This is a genomic window from Kitasatospora sp. NPDC101157 (assembly GCF_044768255.1).
Lineage (GTDB): Bacteria > Actinomycetota > Actinomycetes > Streptomycetales > Streptomycetaceae > Kitasatospora.
In genome coordinates this window covers 80,789-101,045 of the sequence record NZ_JBIWPL010000009.1, presented here as the reverse complement: position 1 = coordinate 101,045, position 20,257 = coordinate 80,789, and the positions used below count along the sequence as shown (strand labels likewise).

General features: G+C 74.9%; 16 protein-coding genes. 9 read left to right on the top strand and 7 right to left on the bottom strand.

Features of this window, described 5'->3' with window-relative positions; translation table 11 throughout:
* Nucleotides 1-9 precede the first annotated feature (9 nt).
* The 3 genes from ACIRVF_RS20340 to ACIRVF_RS20330 form a co-directional block, all read right to left on the bottom strand.
* A complete protein-coding gene (locus ACIRVF_RS20340) occupies nt 10-1,344 on the bottom strand; it encodes a hypothetical protein (RefSeq protein ID WP_402819655.1) in 1,335 nt (444 codons plus the stop codon).
* Between the two features lie 186 nt (nt 1,345-1,530).
* Nucleotides 1,531-2,748 (bottom strand): pyridoxal-phosphate dependent enzyme, encoded by a 1,218-nt coding sequence (locus tag ACIRVF_RS20335; protein WP_402819352.1) that lies wholly within the window; start codon nt 2,746-2,748, stop codon nt 1,531-1,533.
* An 88-nt stretch (nt 2,749-2,836) separates the two neighbouring features.
* Nucleotides 2,837-3,400 carry a YceI family protein gene (locus tag ACIRVF_RS20330; protein WP_402819349.1) on the bottom strand — a complete coding sequence of 188 codons (564 nt, stop codon included), beginning with the start codon at nt 3,398-3,400 and terminating at the stop codon, nt 2,837-2,839.
* Nucleotides 3,401-3,616: 216 nt separating this feature from the next.
* On the opposite strand from ACIRVF_RS20330, the gene ACIRVF_RS20325 reads away from it, so the two are divergent.
* Nucleotides 3,617-3,919, top strand: coding sequence for a hypothetical protein (locus ACIRVF_RS20325; protein WP_402819346.1), 303 nt, complete (start codon nt 3,617-3,619; stop codon nt 3,917-3,919).
* 112 nt (nt 3,920-4,031) lie between these two features.
* On the opposite strand, the gene ACIRVF_RS20320 is transcribed toward ACIRVF_RS20325, so the two are convergent.
* Complete coding sequence (locus tag ACIRVF_RS20320) at nt 4,032-6,827, bottom strand: penicillin acylase family protein (protein ID WP_402819343.1); 2,796 nt, start codon at nt 6,825-6,827, stop codon at nt 4,032-4,034.
* 212 nt (nt 6,828-7,039) lie between these two features.
* Here ACIRVF_RS20320 and ACIRVF_RS20315 point away from each other — a divergent pair, with 212 nt between their 5' ends.
* Both ACIRVF_RS20315 and ACIRVF_RS20310 read left to right on the top strand, forming a co-directional pair.
* The gene (locus tag ACIRVF_RS20315) at nt 7,040-8,263 is read left to right on the top strand and encodes an SUKH-4 family immunity protein (protein ID WP_402819340.1); all 1,224 of its coding nucleotides are present in this window, start codon (nt 7,040-7,042) and stop codon (nt 8,261-8,263) included.
* A 52-nt stretch (nt 8,264-8,315) separates the two neighbouring features.
* Nucleotides 8,316-9,029, top strand: a complete 714-nt coding sequence (locus ACIRVF_RS20310) for a hypothetical protein (protein WP_402819337.1) — start codon at nt 8,316-8,318, stop codon at nt 9,027-9,029.
* A gap of 420 nt (nt 9,030-9,449) precedes the next feature.
* Here the strand turns inward: ACIRVF_RS20310 and ACIRVF_RS20305 are convergent, their stop codons facing one another.
* On the bottom strand, nt 9,450-10,463 hold the full coding sequence (locus tag ACIRVF_RS20305; protein WP_402819334.1) for a zinc-binding dehydrogenase: 1,014 nt from the start codon (nt 10,461-10,463) through the stop codon (nt 9,450-9,452).
* Between the two features lie 108 nt (nt 10,464-10,571).
* Here ACIRVF_RS20305 and ACIRVF_RS20300 point away from each other — a divergent pair, with 108 nt between their 5' ends.
* Nucleotides 10,572-11,234 (top strand): TetR/AcrR family transcriptional regulator, encoded by a 663-nt coding sequence (locus ACIRVF_RS20300; protein WP_402819331.1) that lies wholly within the window; start codon nt 10,572-10,574, stop codon nt 11,232-11,234.
* 187 nt (nt 11,235-11,421) lie between these two features.
* On the opposite strand, the gene ACIRVF_RS20295 is transcribed toward ACIRVF_RS20300, so the two are convergent.
* Nucleotides 11,422-11,790: a DUF4180 domain-containing protein gene (locus ACIRVF_RS20295; RefSeq protein WP_402819328.1), complete on the bottom strand. Its 369-nt coding sequence runs from the start codon at nt 11,788-11,790 to the stop codon at nt 11,422-11,424.
* Between the two features lie 781 nt (nt 11,791-12,571).
* Here ACIRVF_RS20295 and ACIRVF_RS20290 point away from each other — a divergent pair.
* A complete protein-coding gene (locus ACIRVF_RS20290) occupies nt 12,572-13,330 on the top strand; it encodes a thioesterase II family protein (protein WP_402819325.1) in 759 nt (252 codons plus the stop codon).
* Here ACIRVF_RS20290 and ACIRVF_RS20285 read toward each other — a convergent pair.
* Nucleotides 13,287-13,898: a zinc ribbon domain-containing protein gene (locus tag ACIRVF_RS20285; RefSeq protein ID WP_402819653.1), complete on the bottom strand. Its 612-nt coding sequence runs from the start codon at nt 13,896-13,898 to the stop codon at nt 13,287-13,289. The two genes, ACIRVF_RS20290 and ACIRVF_RS20285, sit on opposite strands and share 44 nt — an antisense overlap.
* A gap of 140 nt (nt 13,899-14,038) precedes the next feature.
* Here ACIRVF_RS20285 and ACIRVF_RS20280 point away from each other — a divergent pair, with 140 nt between their 5' ends.
* Genes ACIRVF_RS20280 through ACIRVF_RS20265 form a run of 4 tightly spaced genes read left to right on the top strand, consistent with a single transcriptional unit; the run spans nt 14,039 to nt 20,208 of the window.
* Complete coding sequence (locus ACIRVF_RS20280; protein WP_402819322.1) at nt 14,039-15,439, top strand: condensation domain-containing protein; 1,401 nt, start codon at nt 14,039-14,041, stop codon at nt 15,437-15,439.
* Complete coding sequence (locus tag ACIRVF_RS20275; RefSeq protein WP_402819319.1) at nt 15,436-16,944, top strand: lyase family protein; 1,509 nt, start codon at nt 15,436-15,438, stop codon at nt 16,942-16,944. Before ACIRVF_RS20280 ends, ACIRVF_RS20275 begins: the two co-directional genes overlap by 4 nt.
* On the top strand, nt 16,941-17,942 hold the full coding sequence (locus ACIRVF_RS20270; RefSeq protein WP_402819316.1) for a kinase: 1,002 nt from the start codon (nt 16,941-16,943) through the stop codon (nt 17,940-17,942). Before ACIRVF_RS20275 ends, ACIRVF_RS20270 begins: the two co-directional genes overlap by 4 nt.
* Nucleotides 17,932-20,208, top strand: coding sequence for a pyridoxal-phosphate dependent enzyme (locus ACIRVF_RS20265; protein WP_402819313.1), 2,277 nt, complete (start codon nt 17,932-17,934; stop codon nt 20,206-20,208). Before ACIRVF_RS20270 ends, ACIRVF_RS20265 begins: the two co-directional genes overlap by 11 nt.
* Nucleotides 20,209-20,257 lie beyond the last annotated feature (49 nt).

Genomic DNA, 20,257 nt, shown 5'->3' with positions numbered 1-20,257 from the left:
GTCCGGGGGTCAGCCCAGGGTGAACCAGGTGCTGCGGGACTTCTTCCACTCCGGGTGGGTGAGGTCCTTGGCAGCGGTGCCGTCGCCGTACAGGTCGGCGGAGCCGTTGTCGGTGATCAGCTGGGCGCGGGCGCCGGGGGCGTCCAGGTCCGGCACGTCCGGGACGGCCTCCCAGGCGCCGGCGTCGCCGGTCGGCAGGTCGATCAGCTTGACCGGCGCGGAGGCCGGGCGGCCGTCCCAGCGGTACAGCGCGTACGGGGCGGAGTTGTCCTCGGCCGCCCAGGAACCGGCCACGATCAGGTACTGGCCGAGCGCGTTGCGCCGCAGGTCGCGGACGGACAGTCCGCCGAGGTCCAGCTCGACCGGCTCGCCGATGGTCGCGTGGGCGGCCGAGCCGTCGAGCAGGGACGGGAAGTTGGTGACCGGTACCAGCAGCGCCCGGCCGCCGGGCACCGCCGGGGCGAGCGGCGCGCGGAAGCCGATGTAGGCGGTGGTGCCGCTGCCCGGGGCGAACTCCAGCCCCTCGACGTTGAATCCGTCGATCTGCTTGGGCGCCTGCCCGTCCGCGGCGCCGGCCGCGAAGCCGTAGCGGTCGCCGTGGGCGGAGTCCCAGGCGATCAGGTCGTCGCGCAGCCCGTGGTACGAACCGACCAGCGACAGCTGGGTGTCGGCACCCGATCCGGTCACCCTGGTGGCGAACTGGGTCTGCCGGTCGGGCTTGACCTTGCCGTCCTTGTTGTTGCCGAGCGAGCCGGTCCAGTAGATCGTGTCGCCGACCCGGGCGGCGGCCTCGATGTCGATCTCCCTGTCGACGCCCAGCGCGCTGCTGAAGTCCCAGGTGCGCACCGGGGCACCGGAGTTGTTGCGGTCGTACAGCCGCAGGGTGTTGGTCTCGTCGTCGCCGACCACGATGTAGCCGCCGCCCGCGTCCACCGCCGCCGAGGCGTCGCTGGAGCCGGTCAGGTACCGGCTCGCGGCGGAGTCCCGGACGGCGGCGGAGGCGGCGTAGTGCAGCGTGCGGGTGGCGGTCCTGCCGCCCAAGCCGGTGACCTTGACGGTCAGGTCGGTGTAGCCGACGCCCTGGGCGGCGACCGCCAGGGTGCGGCTGCCGCCGCTGCCGGTCACCGTGACGTCGCCGGTGCGCGCCACGCTGCTGCGGGTGCTGGCCGAGGCGGCGACGGTCAACGCCGAGGCGGGCGCGCCGCTCTGGGCGACCGTGACTCCGACCGTCGGGTCGCCGACGGCGCCGACCGCGCCGGACAGGTAGCCCGCCGAGAGGGTGATCGTCGGGGTGCCGTACGAGGCCGCGGCGGACGGCACCGCCGGGAGCGCGAGCACGGGCACCGCCGCGACGGCGACGGCCAGCGGCAGCAGACGACGGGAGGAACGGATCACGGTGAGAGCCCTTCGACACGGGGGAGTTGGGGCGGAGCCAGCCTGCTGTGCGTGAGCGAACACCGACCCTACGTCAGCGAACGGTGCGACGAACAGCAGGCTGCCGGAAGCGATCTCCCCTTGCCGCGCGGCGGGTCAGCCGGTGATCCCCGCCGCGCGCAGCCGGCGCTCGACCTCCTCCCAGGTCGGGGCGGCCGGGGCGGTTCGGTGGGAGCCCATGCCCTTGTCCTTGAAGCCGCTGGAGGTGGAGACGCACACCACCGGGCCGTCGTCCGGCGCCTGGGCGCCGAGGCTGCGCAGCCCGGCCAGACCGGCCGCCGCGGACAGCTCGGCCCACAGCCCGGCCCGGGCCAGCTCACCCTGGGCGTCGGCGAGTTGACGGTCGTCCACGGTCAGTGCCCGGCCGCCGCTCTCGCGTACCGCCAGCACGCCCCGGTAGCCGCTCACCGGCGAGGCGATCGAGTACGCCTCGCTCGGGCCGACCGTCACGTGCGCGGCCGGCGCGCCCTCGGCGAACGCCCGGTGCAGCGCGCCGGAGGCCGCGGACTCGCAGGCGTACACCCGCGGCACCCGGTCGGCCAGGCCCAGCCGGCGCAGCTCCTCGAAGCCCTTCCAGACCCCGAAGAGCAGCTCCCCGTACCCGGTCGGGACGAACACCGCGCTCGGTACGCCGACGTCCTGGAAGATCTCGTACGCCACGGTCTTGTAGCCCTCGGGGCCGTAGGCGTGGCCGGTGTGGGTGGTGGTCAGGTTGCTGACCGGGTGCAGCCCGAGGCGCTCCACCACCTGGCGCAGCAGCGGCCAGCGGGCCTCCCACGGCACGGGCAGGACGACGGCGCCGTAGGCGTTGAGGAAGGCGTCCACGGCGGGCGGCGCGTCCGGGCCGGTGAACACCACGCAGGGGAGCCCGGCCCGGGCGGCGTAGGCGGCCGCCGAGGCGCCGTGGTTGCCGGAGGAGGCCACCGCGATGCCGGGCGCGCCGGCGCCGACGGCGGCGCTGGTGGTGCAGCGGTTCAGCCGGTCCTTGTGGCTCCAGGTCGGGTTGCGGGACTCGTCCTTGACGTACACGCCCGACTCGATCTCGACCAGCGGGGTGGCGCCCTCGCCGAGGCCGGGCGCGTGCAGCGGCGGCAGCAGCGGCGCCCAGCGCTCCAGGCCGCCGCGGGCCCGCACCGGGGCGAACAGGGCGGCCGGGTCCACCTTGTCGTAGGCGTAGCCGACCTCGACGGGGTAGGAGACGTCCTCCGTGCTGGTGCGCGGGCAGCCCGAGGTCAGCGGGGGCCAGAGGGGGTAGTCGAGGGCGGGGTCGCCGAGTGAGCGCTGTCCGGTCGCGAGGGAGTCGTCGGTTGCCATGTAAGCAGCCTAAGGGGGTTTCAGGTGCTACAGGGTGGATTTCCGAATCCTCGGTTCCGGTCGGCGGCCGTGGCGAGCCGTCGGACCGCTACCCGGTCGGCCCGTCCTGGCGGACGGCGGAGACGTCGAACTCCAGGACGACCTTCTCGCCGACCAGGACGCCGCCGCCCTCCAGCGCCGCGTTCCAGGTCACCCCGAAGTCCTTGCGGTTGATCGTGACCGAGCCCTCCAGTCCGACGCGCAGGTTGCCCTGGGGGTCGACGGCGTGGCCGGTGTACTCGACGTCGATGGGGACCGGGCGGGTGGTCCCCTTGACGGTGAGGTCCCCGGTGACCCGGTACTCGCCCTCCCCGTGCGGCTCGACCGCCGTGGCGGTGAAGGTGATGGTCGGGAAGGTGGGGACGTCCAGGAAGTCGTTGGTGCGCAGGTGCTGGTCGCGCTGGGCGACGCCGGTGTCGATGCTTCCGGCCTGGATCGTGACCCGGGCGGAGGAGCGGCTCGGGTCCTCGCCGTCCAGGTGGGCGCTGCCCTCGAACTCGGTGAAGGAGCCGCGGACCTTGGTCACCATGGCGTGCCGGGCGACGAAGCCGATCCGGGTGTGGGCGGGGTCGAGGACGTAGTCCCCGGTGAGGTCGGAGAGGTCGGCGGTCATGGTCGGGGTTCCTCCTGATGTGGGTCTCGGGACTCGGCCCGGGCGCGTCCGGGCGGTCCCCGGCCCCCACGCTAGGGGCTGCCGCGTACCGGGGCCCGTCGGATTGCGCCGTCCGTCGGGTGTGGCGGGGGCGGCCGGATGGGAAGGCTGGCCGGAACACCAGGGGGGGTCGGGCCGGATCGTCGGGCCGGATTGTCGGACGGGAGCGGAGGCGTGATGGACAGCGGGATGAGGGCGATGGTCGACGCGGTCGAGGAGGCGCGGCGGCAGCTGCGGGAGAACGCGCTGCCCAAGTCGAAGGAGGGGTGGCGGGACAGGGTCCCGGCCGCGGAGGAGGGAGTGATGCTGGGCGTGCTCGCCGATCTGGTGGAGGTCACCGCCGAACTGGCGACGGCCCTCTCGGACCGGATGGCCACGATCGAGAGCCCGCAGTTCTACAAGGGGGCGGGCACCCGGCTCGGGGACCAGGCCCGCTATCTGCGGGAGGCCGAGCAGAAGGTCGCCAAGCGGCTGGGCTGAGCGCACGTCGGTCGCCGTGCGGCGGCGGTGCGGTGGCCGTACGGTCGCCGTGCGGTGGCCGCCGTGCCGCGGTCGCCGACGCCTCCGGGGGCGCCGGCGACCGCTTCGCCGCTCAGCGGTGGCCGGAGAACTGCACCACCTGCTGGTAGGTCGGGCGGTTCTGCCAGGTGGTCCTGTCGTCCGTCACCCCGCCCAGCGGGCGCTGGATCACGGTGTCGGCGCACCACTGGTCGCCCGCCGCGCAGTCCGCGTCGCCCGGGTAGACCTGGGCGGGGGGCTGGGCGGCGGCCTGGCTCAGGGTGGTGAGCAGGACGTTCCGGCAGGCCGCGAGATCGCCCCCGCCGCAGAAGGGGCGGGCCAGCGGTCCGGCGACCGGGTCGCCGAGGACGGACCGCAGGTCCTTGTCCAGGTAGCTCCACCAGCCGTACTGGAAGGCCGAACCCTTGTGCGGAATCGACTCGTTGGCGCTGACCGGCCCGCCGGCGGAGGCGCCGGTCTGCCCGCCGGAGGGCGACTCGTTGATCTGCAGCGCGCCGGTCAGGGCGGTGAACAGCTGGTCGCCGAGCCCGGGCCGCATCACGCCGTCGGCGAGCAGCGGCCACCAGGCGTCCAGCACCCGGATCGCGGTCGCGTCCGCGTAGGTGTGGCTGCCCGGCGAGGTCTCCTTCCGCTGGGCGCCGTCGGCGAGCCAGGCCTCCAGCTGCTGGAGGGCGGTGGCGGCCGTCGGGTCGGTGACCGGTGCGCTGCGCAGCACCCGGATCAGGTCGGGCAGCACGTCCTCGGCCCGCAGGTCGGCCAGTGCCGCGCTCTCCATGGCCTGGGTGAGCGAGACCCTGCTCGCCCTGCCGCCGTTCCGCAGCAGCGCCTTGACCCGGTCGTCGAGCAGGTTGGCGCGGTGCACCGAGCCGTTGCCGAAGCCCGCGGCGGTGTAGCCGTCCGCCTGCTTGTTGTTCCAGGAGACGTAGTAGTCCTGGTTCACGGACTGCGGGTGCTCGGCCGGCGGGGTGTACCGGGCGGTGTTGGTGGCGGGGTCGAAGTCGGCCCACTCGTAGGCGGGGCGGGCGAGGACGGGCAGTCCCGGGTCGACGCCGGGAGCGCGGACCGGGTTGCTGCCGGAGTTGTAGTACGCGATGTCGCGGGAGTCGGCGTAGAACCAGTTGAAGGTGTAGTTGATGTCCTGCGCCGCCCGCTGGAAGCTCGGCGCGTCGTGCACCGCGCCGGGGTCGTTCAACTCCTGGAAGCCGATGATGGAATCGGCCTCGTGGCGGTAGGTGGAGCGCAGCGAGGTGAAGGCGACGGGGGCGCCGCCGACGGTGCCGCGGGCCGTCACCAGGCCGTAGTCGGAGCGGTACATCACCAGGGTGTACGAGCCGGCCGGGGTGGAGTCGGCGGTGGTCGGGCTCCACGCGTCCTTGCGTTCCAGCCGGTCGAAGGGCACGCAACTTCCGTGCCAGAGGTAGGAGTTCGATGCCGTGGTGGCCGGTGAGCCGTCGGTGGTGCAGAGCGGGACGGCGTAGGTGTCGGTGATGTCCTGCCCGGCCGAGGTGGCGCTCCAGGCGTAGTCCTGGCCGCGGCCGAGCTGCACGTAGAAGCTGAGGCCCGCGAAGGCCGCGCCGCGGGCGCTGATCCCCGGGCCCTGGAGCTCCTCCAGCATCAGCAGCTGCGGCGCGAAGTAGCCGGTCTGCGGGCCGAACACGGCGACGGGGTGGCCGTCGTCGGTGTGCGCGCCGGAGACCAGCAGGGCGTTGGACATGCCGTGCTTGGCGGTCAGCAGGTTGCCGGGCAGGACCCCGTCCGCCTTCGTGGCCGCGGTGTTCGCCGAGCCGGTGGCGTCGTAGACCATCCGCTCGGGCACCACCGAGCCGGGGTCGGGCAGCGCCTGGCCCTGCGGGTCGTCGGGCACGGTCGCGTACGGGAAGCGCTGCCCGTCGTGCAGGGTCCGTACGGCCTCCGGGTCGTCCGACTCGCGCAGCGACCGCCACACCGCGTCCCCGGCGTCCTTGCCGTAGCGGGCCTCGGCGGCCGACCTGACCTGGGCGGAGGCGAGTTCACCCCCGCCGCCGGATCCGAACAGCGCGCCGACCACCGAGGCCAGGGCGACCAGGTCGGTGAGCTTGAAGGGCGCGATCGAACCGGCGTTGGTGATCGGGTCGATGTGCCCGGTCAGGTCGTACTCGCCGGGGAAGGTGCGGCCGTTGTACGCCTCCGTGACGTACCGGTTGATGCCGTCCAGGTAGGCGTTGGCGTCGGCGAGCGCCTGGGTGGCCCGGCCGCCGCGGGCGGCGAGCGCGTCGATCTGCTGCTGCAACTCGGCCTCGGCGTACGGCGCGGCCTGCCAGAAGCTCTGCTCCAGCTGCCGGTTGGCGGCCGCGCCGCCCGCGAAGCCGGACAGCTCGCCGCGGCCGACGTGCCGGAACAGGTCCATCACCCAGAGCCGGTCCTGTGCGGCGGCGTAGCCCGCGCCGAACTCGGTCCCGTACCGGGTGGTGCCGGTGACGTGCGGCACGCCGGTGGCCTTGTCGCGCACGATCGTCACGTCCGGACGCGGACTGGCGGTACTGGCCACCTGGTCGGCGGGCACCCCGAAGGACGCGTCGTTGAAGAAGTTCCGCAACCCGGCCTCGGTGAGCCCCGGGTACCCGGAGGCGAGGGCGGCGTACGGCCCGAGCTGGTCGTCGGTGTGCGCGGGGCGGCTGCCGAACACCCGGTTCAGCAGGATCTCGGCGAGCGTGGCGTTGCCGTTCTCGCCGGGCGGGAGGATGTCGGTGCAGCGGCCGCCGCAGTAGTCGGGGGCGGCGGTGGCGGCGGTCGCGGCCGCCGGAGCGGTCAGGGCGGCGGTGACGAACAGGGCCGACGCGAGGGCGACGGCGGCGGACCGGAGGCGGTGGGGGCGTGAGCGTGGGCGCAATGCGAGCTCCTCCGTCGAAGCCACGGGGAGTCGACGGTAGGGGCGCTACTGGACGGTTGGCTAGTGGCGTGCATGCCATTTCGGTGGCGCCCCGCAGCGAGCTGACGGTTCGTGGACCCGGGGGCCGGGCCGGTTGTCAGCGGGGTCGGTTATGGTCGCTCGCGTCGGTGGAAGATCGTCCGTCGTGGATCGGCGGGGCAGGGGGGCGTGCGGTGACGGGGACTGGTGTGGAGGCCGGGCCGCTTCGGGTCGTGCCCGAGGGGGTCACCCACAGGCCGAGCCGGGAGCTGCTCGCGGCCGGGGAGCTGTGCTGGTCGTACGCGTACCTGGACCTGGAGGCCTCGGGGGACGAGCCGCTGCAGTCCGCGACCTCCTGGTACGAGCGGCAGGGCGTCCGGGGCACCGAGGGGCTGTACGTACTGGGAGAGGCCCGGTACGAGGCCTTCGAGGGGCCGGTCACCGTGCTGCTGGACGGCGCGAGCGGTGAGGTCTTCCTGGCCCGGCCGGACGATGACGACGTGCTCCAGCGGGATCTGCTGGCCAGCAGCCCGCAGTGCCTGATCGCGCTGGCCGCGGAGATCGAGGCCGTCAGCGCTGCCGCCGCGGGCGAGCACGGCCTGGCGGCGGGCGAGGTGCGGCCCTACGGCCCGGCCACCGTCGCCGAGGTGGAGCAGCTGGGGCGGCTGTTGCTGCGGGAGGCCGACCCGGAGCTGTTCCGGCGGACGGACGACCGGCCCGCGCACTGGGAGACGGCGCTGACGATCCGTGCCCTCGCCTGGGGCGCCGAGGCGGGCGGGCCGGGCGAGCAGGCGTACGCGGTCTCCGCGGCCCTGGTCGAGGACCTCGCGACGCTGGAGGGCGAGGGTGGCGTCCGGCGGTTCGAGGAGGCCGAACTGCCCGCGAGCATCAGCCACGGCCCGACCCGCCGGCTGCTGACCGAGACCGGCCTGCCGGTCACCGAGCGGTGCTTGCTCGACGTCGACGCCGAGCGGCCGCTGCGCACCCTGGCGGAGTCGTACCCGGAGGACTTCGGGTCCGGGGGCGAGGACGAGGAGGGGCCGTCGACTCGCCCGCAGCAGGGCGGGCACCTGGTCGTCGGCGGCTGGATGTACGACTTCGTGGTCCTGCTGGACGGGGCGACGGGCCGGGTCGAGCTCCCCGACTTCTGGGACGACGGCGAACCGGCCGCCTACCTGCACCGGGACCTGTCGACGCTGCTGTACGTCCTGTGGACCTTCGAGCGCCTCCGGGCCGTGCACCGCGAGACGGAACACCCGTGGAGGCCGGGCCCCTGGTCGGTGTTCGAGCCGTCCGAACTCCTCGACGGCGCGGCCGAAGCGGTGATGCGGGCCCTCGACCCGGAGGCCTTCGAGAGCGAGAGCCACTTCTGGCCGCTACGGATCGACGACGGGCACATGGGCAGCCTGCTGGAGTAGCAGCGGGGGTCGGGATGACGAACGGGGCAGGGCGTTGAGCGGGAGCGGGTCCGTGCGGGCGTTGGTGGGGGTGGTGTGGCGGCGGAAGAAGCTGCTGCTCCTTTCCGGGATCACGGTGGCGGTCGTGGGCGGGGCCGCCGCGCTGGTGGTGTGGGCGGAGGTGCTGCTCGGGGGGAGCCTGGTGCTCGGGGCCACCGGACTGGTGGGGCTGTCGTTCCTCGCCGTGTTCGGCACTTCGGCGGTGCTCGTTGCCGCTGCCGACGCCCTGCGGGGGCGGCCGGTGGCGATCAGGGCCGCCTACCGGCGGGTCGCCGGCAGGGTGCGGGCGATCGCCGGGTGGGCGCCGATCGGGCTGGTACAGGTGCTCGGCGTGCTGTCGCTGGTCGGCATGACGTGGGCGCTCGGGAACTACCTGGTGGTGCCGGCGTTGGTGGTCGACGGGGTGGGGGTGCGCGAGGCGGTGCGGAGCTCGCGGGAGGTGTACCGGCGGGACCGCAGCGAGTTCATGCGCGGCTCGACCTGGATGGCCTTGCCGTCCCTGCTGTCGTTGCTGCCTTCCGTGGTGCTGCTCGTGCTCGGGCTCATGGCGACGGGCCGGGGGCTCGGGGCGCTGCTGATGGCCGCTGCGGCGCTGTGCCTGTGGGCCGGTACGACGGTGACGGCGAGTCTGTCGGGGGTGTTCCGGGCGCGTCTGTACCTGGAGTCGAAGGAGGCGGCGGCCGCGGAGCCGGTGGGCCGGGTGCTGCACGTGTCGCCGGTGGAGTAGTGGTCAGCGGCCTGTGCCGATGCGGGCCGTCGACCCGGAGGCGTCGGAACCGAGGGCCACTTCCGGCCGGTACGGTCCGAGGCCTCGGGGTCCGGTCGGGCGGGCCGGCGCCGGGGCGGTCGGGTGCCTGTGGGCCGTGCACAGTCGGGGGGGGGGGGGGGCGCCCGGGGCGCCCCCCCCCCCCCCCCCCCGGCCGCCCCCCCCGGGGCCGGGGGGGGGGGGGGGGGGGGGGCCCCCGGGCGGCGGGCGTGCCCGCGGGGGCCCCCGGGGGGGGGGGGCCCCCCCCCCCCCGGGGGCCCCCCCCCCCCCCCCCGGTGCCGTGCCCGGCTCAGACGGGCAGGTGCGGGGCAGGGGCCGCGGACCCCTGGGTGTGGCGGGTAGGCGGAACCGGAGGCCGGCGCAGCGCGGCCGTGGGTCCGGTCAGGGCTTGAGGATCAGGCGGATCGGGTTGCCCTCCTTGCGTTCCAGCGCCTCGACGGCGCGGGCGGCCTCGGCCAGCGGGAAGGTGCCGCTCACCGAGCGGGAGAAGTCCAGGCGGCCGCCGTGGACCAGGTCGACCAGGTCGATGACGTCCTGGCCGTCGGAGCCGTAGTGGCCGAGGATCTGCTGGCGCAGGTAGCTGACCCGGGTGCCGTCGGTGACGGTCAGCGGCTTGTCGGTGAGGCCGACGAGCACCAGGCGACCGCGTTCGCCGAGGGTGGCCATGGCCTGCTCGCGCACCGGGGCGACGCCCGCGAAGTCGAAGGCGGCGGCGAGCGGCCGACCGCCGGTGGCCGCGCGCAGGTGGGCGGTGAACTGCGGGTCGGCCGGGTCCAGGGCGGCGTCGGCGCCGAAGGCGAGAGCGCGTTCGCGGGCCGCCGGGAGGGGGTCGACGGCGACGATCGGGAAGGCGCCGATGGCGCGCAGCAGCTGGACGCCGTGGGCGCCGAGCCCGCCGACACCCCAGACGCCGACGGCCTCGGCCGGGCGGACCGCGCCGGTGGCGGTGATGGCGGCCCAGGGGGTGGAGACCGCATCGGGGATGAAGCAGGCCTGCTCGAAGGGGAGTTCGTCCGGGATCGGCACCAGGGTCGTGGCCGTGGCGAGCGCGTACTCGGCCCAGCCGCCGTCGTAGTCCACGCCGCGGGTGAACACCCGGCCGTCGCGGGTCTCGCCGGCCTGGAGCAGGACCCGGTCGCCGACGGCGGCGCCGGTCACGCCCGGGCCGAGGGTGTGGACGGTGCCCGCCACCTCGTGGCCGAGGGTGACCTTGTCGCCCTTGAGGAGGAACGGCTTGAGCGTGCCGTCGATCAGGTGGACGTCGGAGAGGCAGACACCGGCGGCCTCGACCTTGATCAGCACCTCGCCCGGACCGGGCGCCGGGACGGGTACCTCCTCGACGGCGAACGCACCCTTGGTGAGGTCGAGGCGGCCCGCGAGCATGGTGGCGGTCATCGGGGTGTCCCTTCTGCCGGGGCGGCGGGGCCGGGGGAGCCTGGGAGTGCCCTGTCGCCACAAACTTGCTTGTTAGCCAACAAGCAAGTTCGACCCTAGCATGGGGCCATGCCCACGCACGATGAAACGGCCGCCACTCCCGGCGCACCTCCGCAGGAGGCGCCGTCCCGCCGCACCCAGGCCGAGCGCCGTGCCCACGCGGAGCGCGCGCTGCTCGCCGCCGCAGCCCGGCTGATCGCCGAGCACGGCAGCACCGGGGTCACGCTGGCCAGGGTGGGGGAGGAGGCGGGCTTCAGTCGAGGCCTGGCCAGCCACTACTTCGGCTCCAAGGCCGCGCTGCTCGCCCGGCTCCAGGAGGAGGCGCTGGCCGAGGCGATGGCGGCGGCCGCACCCGAGCGCAGTGGCGCCGGGGCCGCGGAGGAGCTGTGCCGCTTCGCCCGGGGCTGTCTGGAGGGCGTGCGGAACCCGACGGACCTGGGTCGGGCGTTCGTGGTGCTGGGTGCCGAGGCGCTCGCCGGAGCCTCCGAACTGACACCCGGGGTGGCCGAGTTGGACGAACGGACGCGCGGCTGGGCGGCGGAGGTGGTGGGCCAGGGACTGACCGAGGGGCAGGTGCGGGCCGGGGTGGACGCGCGGGCCTTCGCGTTCGCCTTCGTGGGGCTGCTCAAGGGGCTGGTGGTGCAGGCGGCGGCCGCGCCCGGGGCCTTCGACGTGGCGGTGGCCACGGCGGAGGCGGAGCGCTGGATCCGACTGGCGCTCGTCGCGGGTTGACCAGCGGACCGATCGCAGGTTGGTCAGCGGGCTGACCACGGCTGAGCGCGGGCCGACCACGGGCCGGCCGCGAACCGACCGGCGAACCGATCGAGGGGCCGACCGGTGCCCGGGCGGCGGCCGGAAACGCCGCGCCCCGCGCCGGAGGCCGGCGCGGGGCGGGTGCCATGGCGAGTGCGGGGCAAGGTCAGGCTGCGGGCTCCAGCCGGGCCGCGAGGGCATCGGTGTCCGCGAGGAACCAGATGTGGGAGCCCCGGTTCGACTCGACGACGAGCGAGCGAAGCGCCGAACTGGCCTCCAGGTGGCGGGAGATGTCGCCGAGGATGACCAGCCGGACGTGGTAGTTGACGAACTTCTGCATCACCTCGCCGGCGAACCCGGTGCTCAGGGAGAAGAAGGTGTCGTCCAGCCGCTCGGCGGGCACGGCGACCAGCTCGGCGCCCTCGTACGTCGCGCCGATGAGATCCAGTGCGTCCTGCACGGTGGTGATCACGGGCCCGGCGGGGTCGCACACGAGCACCTTCACCCCGCTCAGTTCCTGCACTGTGTCTGCCATGGCGCGCTCTCCTGTCGGTCGGGCGTGATCGATGGCTCACGATCATCTGTGTACCGAGCCTCAATGTAGGTGACGAACCCCGGTGCCAGGTACCGAATAACGGCTCGCCGGCCGGCGGGGACCGGGTGCGGACGCCGAGGAAGGCCTCGGAGGCGAACACGGACGGCCGCAGGTAGGGGCCGACCTCGCCGTCGGCGGCCGGCACCCAGGCCTCGTGCGCGCGCAGCAGCCCCTGGACGCCCGGAGTCCTCCTCGGACAAGGGTGGACCGACGAACGCACGGGCGGCGGGACGGACGGGCGCGGCCGCTGCTCGGCGCCGACTCGGCCTGCCGGCGCCGGTCCGGGCGGGTCGTGGACGGACCGAGCCCGGCCGCCCCGGCCCCCGCGCGGGTGGGCTGCACCCGTCCGGTGGCGCCGCGCGAGGCGTGGCCGGATAAGCCAATGCGACTTCCCGGTGAGTTGCGCCCCCGATTCCCCGCCGGGGTGGGCCGGTTGTCGAATCGGCCCATTCAGGAGGGGGGTGCTGCCGCTCGGTTGGCCGGTTATCGCCAACTATTGAGCGTGCTCACTCAGCTGAGGTACAGTCGTCAGCGGTTGATCGGCACACTATTCATCATCCTCGATGGCAGAACCGACCAGGCGGCACAACCGGCCTCCGCAGAGCGGCGATCCAGTGACGGGTCGAATGAGTTCTGGCATCTTTTCCAGAAAGGCCGCTTCGGAGACCATGGACTTTCCGGACGACCTCGGGCCAAAAGCCGGACTTCCTGGACGGCGCCCGTGAACGGCCAGATACTCCCCGACAAATGGTTCGTTTCCCGAGAATTGCGTCCGGAGGCGCCGGTCAGGCTCGTCTGCTTCCCCTATGCCGGTGGCGCCACGTCCGTCTACACCCGTTGGCCCGCCGCGCTCGGTCCCGAGGTCGAGGTCGCCGCACTGGCCCTGCCGGGTAGGGAGCGCCGCATCGGTGAGCCCGCGGCCGTGGAGGTGGAGCTGATCGCGGAGGCCGTGGCGGCTTCCGCCGACCGGCCGTACGCGCTCTTCGGGCACTCGATGGGGGCCCTCCTCGCGTTCGAGGTGGTCCGCCGGCTGCGCCGGTACGGGGCCGAACTGCCCGTCCACCTCTTCGTGTCGGGGTGCCCGCGGCCGGACCAGCCGCGTGGCGGCGACATCTTCGACGGCCTGTCGGCACTGCCCGACGCCGAGATGCTGGAGCGGCTGGTCCGCGGCGGCGGCCTGCCCGCCTTCGTGCTGGACGAGCCGGAGCTGCTGGAACTCGTCCTGCCGGTCTGCCGGGCCGACTTCGGCTGGCTGGACGCGTACGACTGCGGCGACGAACCGCCGGTGCCGGTGCCGATCACCGCCTTCGTCGGCACCGAGGACGCCTCGGCCCGGCCCGAGGACGCGGCCGGCTGGGCCGCGCACACGACCGGGCCGTTCACCCAACACCTGGTCCCGGGCGGCCACTTCTTCCTCGACGACAACCTGGACGCCATCAGCCGGGCGATTCGCACCGGGCTCGGGAGCCCGGTGGCATGACCGCCGGCTCGGTCCACCGGGTCCGGTCCGCCCCGCGGGGCGGGCCCGGTTCGCGACGGGTTGGCACGACGAGGTCAGGAACCTCGACCTCCTCCCCTGGCCGGAGCCGGGGGCTTCCGGCCGCGCGCGCGGCGCGAGGCTTGCGCCCCGCTCCGCAGTCGTTCCGGTGGGTTCCTGTTCCAACTGGCTGTGCCTGGCACGGGATCGCCGCACCGGGTCGTACCGGCCCTCCGCAGGCGTTCGGCCTGTCCGCCCGTCCGGCGGCCAGGATGTTACGAGAGGCGTTGAGATCACGGTCATGGAGTGCGCCGCATGCCTCGCACGTCCACTCGCGTACGGCGAGCGGCTTCGGCCCGTCCAGGAGGCCACACGCGGAGCAGATCCGAGAGGTCGGCTCGTACCGGCCGATGACGCCGACGTGGCGGCCGTGGCGGGCGGCTCTCTCTCGATGCGGGCGCCGGAGCGTGGACCGTCCGGCGTCGCGGACGGACGCGGCCGCCGACCCGAACGTCCGGGCCGGCGCGACGCCCTGACCGGTTGCGGGGTCCCTGCGGTAGGAGCACCGCAGGTGGACGGGACCGCCCTGGCGAAGGCCACCGACAACGAGCGCCGTCCGAACGTGCGGGGATCGCTCCGGGGCGTCGCGGCTCCGGTCCGAGCAGCCGTTCCCGCTCGTCCCGAGGCCAGGGCCGTCCTGGGAGAACTCCGGTGACGGCGGACGGAACCACCGGGTCGGCCGCGTTCGGCGCGGGCGGGGAGCGCGTTGCCCGCGCCGAACGCGGCCAGGAACTGGTCTGGCTGACCGGCCGCCGCTCCCGGGGCCTGCTGCTCCAGCACGTGGCCGACACCTTCCGGATCGGCGCGGCGGTCGACGAGCCACGACTGCGCGCCGCCCTCGGCGAACTGGCCGGCCGGCACGCCGCCCTGCGCACCTCGCTACGGGTGCTCGACGGTGAGCTGCGGCAGGTCGTGCACCCGCGGATCGACCTCCCGGTGGAGTTCACCGACCTCGGCGGGCCGGACGACGGCAAGCGGGCCGAGCGGCTGGCCGAACTCGCCGACCGCGCGGGGGCGCAGCCCTTCGACCCGGGCCGGGCGCCGCTGTGGCGGGCGGTCGCGGTCCGGCTCGGCGAGGCGGACTGGGCGGTGGTGCTGGTCGCCCACCAACTGGTCTGCGACCAGGCCTCGTTGTTCCTGCTCAACGCCGAACTCGTCGAGCTGTGCGCCGCGTCCGAACAGGGCCGCCCGCCCGTGCTGCCGGAGCTGCCGGCGGACCTCGCCGACCACGCCGACAGCCGGAGGGGCCGCCCAGCCGCCGAGCCCCGGAGTGAGCAGCCGACCGGCCCGCCGGCCGGCCACGGCATCCGGCTGGACCGGCCACGCCCGGCCGTACCGGCCTTCGCGGGCGCCGAGGTGCGCGCCGTGCTCCCGCCCGGCCTCCGGGCCGCGCTGCGGACGTTCGCCGACCGGCGGGGCGCGGCGCCCGCCGTGGTGCTGCTGGCCGCCTGCGCGGCGCTGCTGCACGGCCGGTCCGGCCGGACGGATCACGGGATCGGCGTACCCGTCTCCGGGCGGCACCGGCCGGAGACACTGACGCTGGTCGGCGCCCTGGCCGGCACGGCGGTGCTGCGCCTGGACACCTCCGGCGACCCGGCCTTCGCCGAGCTGGTCGACCGGGTGCAGGGCGTCGCCTCGGCCGCCCGGGAGCACCAGGAGCTGCCGGACCCGCACCCGGGGCGGCTCGTCTTCGCCCTGGCGGAGGGCCCGGACCCCGGCCCCCCGTGCGGCTTCGCCGAGGACGACCTGCTGCTCGAAGTCGCCGGCCGCGCCGCCCGGTTGGTGTACGACAGCGAGCTGTTCGCCCCCGCCACCGCCCGCGACCTGCTCGACGACTACCTGGCGCTGCTCGGCGCCGCCCTCGCCGAGCCGGCCACGCCGCTGTCCACGCTGTTGTCCCTGCTGCCCGGAGCCGCCGGAACCCGGCCGCCCCGACCGGCCCACGACGAGCGGACCGCCGGTTCTCCCGCCGGCGCCCGCGGACCGTCCGGACCGGACGCCCCCCGCGGGGGCCGGGCCGCCCCATCGGTTCTTCTGAGGAGCACGACATGACGGTGACCGGTCGGATCGTCGGCATACCGAGCGAGGTGTGGCACGAGGAGGTGCTGGCACCGCAGTTCGCGTACGAGGCCGAGCACCTGCTGCGGCACTACGTGGCGATCGAGAAGGTACTGCTGCTGGAGTACCGGCGGATGGAGCTGGTCGACGACGCGGGGACCGCCGCGATCGCGGACCGGCTGGACGGGGTGTCCCCGGAGACCGTCCGGGCGAACCCGCGGGAGAACATGTCGGACATCTCCTTCGCCCTGGAGCGGCACGTGGCGGCCGGCCCGGTCGCGCCCTTCGCGGCCTGGCACGTCGACCGCAGCCGCAACGACCTCCAGGTCTGCGCCCAACTGCTGTCCGCCCGCGAGCAGGTCCGGGCGCTGGCCGCCGACCTGCTCGCCTTCGACGCGGCGGTCCGCGAGCTGGCGGCGGGCGCGGTCGAGGTGCCGATGCCCGGCTACACCCACGCCCAGGCCGCCCAGGTCGTCAGCCCCGGCTTCTACCTGGCCGCGCTGTCCAGCGAGACGCTCACCGCGGTGCGCCGGCTGCTGGCGGCGTACGACGAGATCGACGCCTCGCCGCTGGGCGCGGGCAGCATGGCCGGCCAGGAACTCGCCTGGGACCGCACCAGGATGGCCGAGTTGCTCGGCTTCGCCCGCCCCCAGCCGCACGCCCTGGTGGCCGTCGCCTCGCGCGGCTGGGCACTGGCGATCGCGGCCGAGGCGGCGAACTTCGCCGTCGCGCTCAGCCGCTTCACCACCGACCTGATGGCCTGGGGCGGCAGCGCCCACGGCTTCCTGGACCTCCCGGACGAGCTCTCCGGGATCTCCGCCGCGATGCCGCAGAAGAAGAACTTCCCCGTGCTGGAGCGGATCCGCGGCCGCTGCGCGCTGGTGGCGGGCAGCGCGGCCGAGCTGGCGGCGGCGCAGCGCAACACCCCGTACACCAACACCGTGGAGGTCTCCAAGGAGGCCGGCGCGCACCTGCGGGTGCAGACCGAGGCGCTGCGCTCGACGCTGCGGCTGGCGCACGCGGTGGTCACCGGGCTGGAGTTCCGCACCGACCGGATGCGCGCGGCCTGCGAGGGGGAGTTCCTCGGCGGCTTCACCCTCGCCAACCGGCTGACCCTGGACGAGGGCGTGCCCTGGCGCACGGCGCAGATCATCGCGGGCCGCTACGTCAGGGCCGCGCTGGACAAGGGCCTGGCCCCGGCCGACGGGGACGCCGCGCTGCTCGCGGGGATCGCGGAGGAGGCCGGGCACCGCCTGGCCGGGCCCGAGGCGCTGCTGGCCGCGTCGTTGAGCGTCGAGGCGGGGCTGCGCGCCAAGACCTCGGTCGGCTCGACCCACCCCGACCAGGTCCGCGCGACCCTCGCCGAACTCCTCGGCGAGCACCAGCGCCTGACCGGGCGGTGGGCGGAGCGGGACGCCGCCGTCCGGGCGGCGGCGGAGCGGGTCGCGGCGCTGCTCGCGCCGTCGGCGGAGGCGGACACCCCGGCGGAACGGCCTTGACCCCGCCGCCCCGGTTCGTACCTGCGGCCGGCACTCCGGCCGAGACCGCGACGCAGACCCCGGCCGAGCCCCCGCGCCGCCCGTCCCTCGCCGCCGCCCGCCCCGGCGTCGACCTGCGCACCGGTTCGGCCCGCGCCTTCGGCACCTTCGGTGAACTCCTCCAGGGCGCGCTGCCCGGCGGCCCGGAGTTCCTGGTGACGCTGCCGGTCGACCGCTGGGCCCGGGCCCGCTTCCGCCTCGACCCGGACGGCCCGCTGCGGGTGTTCCCCTCGCACAAGACCAAGACCCGCCGGGTGGCCGAGGCGATGCTCGCCTCCTGCGGCCGGCCGGCCGGCGGGGTGCTGCTGCTGGACGGCGACCTGCCGGTCGGCAAGGGGATGGCCAGTTCCTCGGCCGACCTGGTCGCCACCGTACGGGCGGTCGGCGCCGCGGTGGGCCTGGACACCTCCCCGGCCGCGGTGGAGCGCTGGCTGCGCCCGATCGAGCCGACCGACGGGGTGATGCACCCCGGCGTGGTGGCCTTCGAGCACCGCGAGGTGCGGCTGCGCGAGCGCCTCGGCGGCCTCCCGGCGGCGACCGTGGTCGCGGTGGACGAGGGCGGGCTGCTCGACACGGTGGCCTTCAACCGGGTGCCCAAGGTGTTCTCCCCGGCGCACTGCGCCGAGTACGCGGACCTGCTGGCGGAGCTCTCCGCGGCGGTGCGGGCCGGCGACCTGGCCCGGGTGGGGGCGGTGACGACCCGCAGCGCGGTGCTGAACCAGCGCCTGGCGCCCAAGCGCAACCTCGACGCGATGCTCGCGATCGCCGAACGGATCGGTGCCCAGGGGGTGGTGTGCGCGCACAGCGGCACCCTGCTGGGCCTGCTGCTGGACGACAACGACGCCGACCACGGGCCCCGCCTGGCCGCCGCCGTGGCGGCCTGTTCGACCCTGCCCGGCACCACCACCACGGTCCGGGCCCTCAACCTTCAGGACATGGAGCTGGCTCATGCGGCATGAATCGATCGTCGAGGCCATCGGCCACACCCCGCTGGTCCGGTTACGGGTGCCCGCGCCGGAGGGCGTCGAGGTCTACGCGAAGCTGGAGCTGGCGAACAACTTCGCGATGAAGGACCGGGTGGCCCGGCAGGTCGTCACCGAGGCCCGCCGCTCCGGGGCGCTGAAGCCGGGCGCGCCGATCGTGGAGAGCTCCTCGGGGACGATGGCGCTCGGCCTGGCGCTGGTGGGCACCCACCTGGGCCATCCGGTGCACATCGTCACCGATCCGCGGATCGACCCGATCACCCTGGCCAAGCTGCGCACCCTGGGCTGCGAGGTGCACGTGGTGTCGGCGATGGGCGACCAGGGCTGGCAGTCGGCCCGGCTGGACCTGCTGGCCGAGCTGATGACCGGTCTGCCGGGCGCGTTCTGGCCCCAGCAGTACTCCAACCCGCAGAACCCGGCGGCCTACCGCGGGCTGGCCGAGGAGCTGGTCGCCGATCTCGGGACGGTGGACGTGGTGGTGGGCTCGGTGGGCAGCGGCGGTTCGCTGTGCGGGACGTCCCGGGCGCTGCTGGAACGTTTCCCCGAGCTGAAGGTGGTCGGCGTCGACGCGGTCGGCAGCGTGCTGTTCGGCCAGCCCGACGTACCGACCCGCCGCCAGTCCGGCCTGGGCAACAGCCTCTACCCGGACAACATCGACTACCGGCTGATCGACGAGGTGCACTGGCTCTCCGACAACGAGGCCTTCGCCGCGACCAGGGCGCTGGCCCGGGAGCAGAAGATCTTCGCCGGGAACACCTCCGGCTCGGTCTACCGGGTGCTGACCCACCTGGCGGCGAACGCCGCGCCGGGCACCCGGCTGGTCGGCATCATGCCGGACCGCGGCGACCGCTACGTCGACACCGTGTACGCCGCCGAGGCCTCCGTCACCGCCGGCGCCTCCGTCACCCCCGCGGCCGTCGAGTCCGAGGTGGCGACCGAGCCGGCACTCGTCCGCTACGGCGAGCTGGTGCACAGCTGGTCGTACGCCGAGATCTCCCGCCGGGAGCGCCCGCTGCTGCTGTTCGTGGAGTCCAACACCACGGGCACCGGCATGCTGGCGCTCACCACGGCCGTTCGGCTCGGCCTGGAGCCGGTGCTGTTCGTGGTGGACCCGGCCCGCTACCAGGGGCTGGCGGAGACCGGCTGCCGGGTGGTGGTCTGCGACACCGACGACCCGCAGGCGCTGCGCAAGGCGGCCGAGGAGGCGGCCGGCGGCCGCGAGGTGGCGGGGGTGACCACGACCAGCGAGTACTACCTGGTCCAGGCGGCCGCGCTGGCCGAGGGGCTGGGCGTGGCGGCCAACCCGGCGTCGGCGCTGGCGGCCTGCCGGGACAAGTCGGCGACCCGCCGCACCCTGCTCGCGCACGGGGTGCGCCAGCCCCGGTTCGCCGAGGTCCGCGATCCGGCCGAGGTCGAGGCGGCGGTCGCCGCGGTGGGCCTGCCCTGCGTGGTCAAACCGGTGGACGAGTCCGGCTCGCACGAGGTGCTGTGGTGCGGGGACGTCGCGACCGCCACCGAGCAGGCCCGCAAGCTGCTGGCGGTCACCCGCAACGTGCGCGGCCAGGCCAGCGCCGGGACGGTGCTGGTGGAGGAGTTCCTGACCGGGCCGGAGTTCAGCGCGGAGATGTTCTGGGCGGACGGCGAGGCGGTCTGCGTCGGCATCACCCAGCGCACCGTCAGTGAGCTCCCGTACTTCGTGGAGACCGGGCACCTGTTCCCGGCGGTGCTCCCCGCCGAGACCGCAGCGGCGATGGCCGGCACCGCCCGGCGCAGCCTGGAGGCCGTCGGCCTGAACCGCGGCCCGGCGCACGTCGAACTGCGGCTGACCGCCGACGGGCCGGCCGTCATCGAGATCAACGCCCGGCTGGCCGGCGGCATGATCCCGGAGCTGATCCGGCCCGCGACCGGCATCGACCTGCTGGACCAGCAGATCCGCGCCGCCGCCGGCCTGCCGCTGAACCTGACTCCCGAGCGGGAGCGCTCCGCCGGGATCCGCTTCCTGATCGCCGACGCGGCGGGCCGGCTGGCCGCGGTCGAGGGCGTCGAGCGGGCGGGCGCGGTCACCGGGGTGGAGCGGATCACCGTGACGGCGGCGGTGGGCCGCCCGGTGCGGCCGGTCCGGGAGGCGTACGACCGGCTGGGCCACGTGATCGCGGTCGGGGACGGCCCCGAGCAGGTGGGCGCGGCCCTGGACGCCGCGCTGGCCGAACTCTCCGTCGTGGTCGAGCCCGAGCAGCAGTAGCCGGGTACGGGAGAGGGAGCGCCGGCAGCCCGCCGGCGCTCCCTCCTCC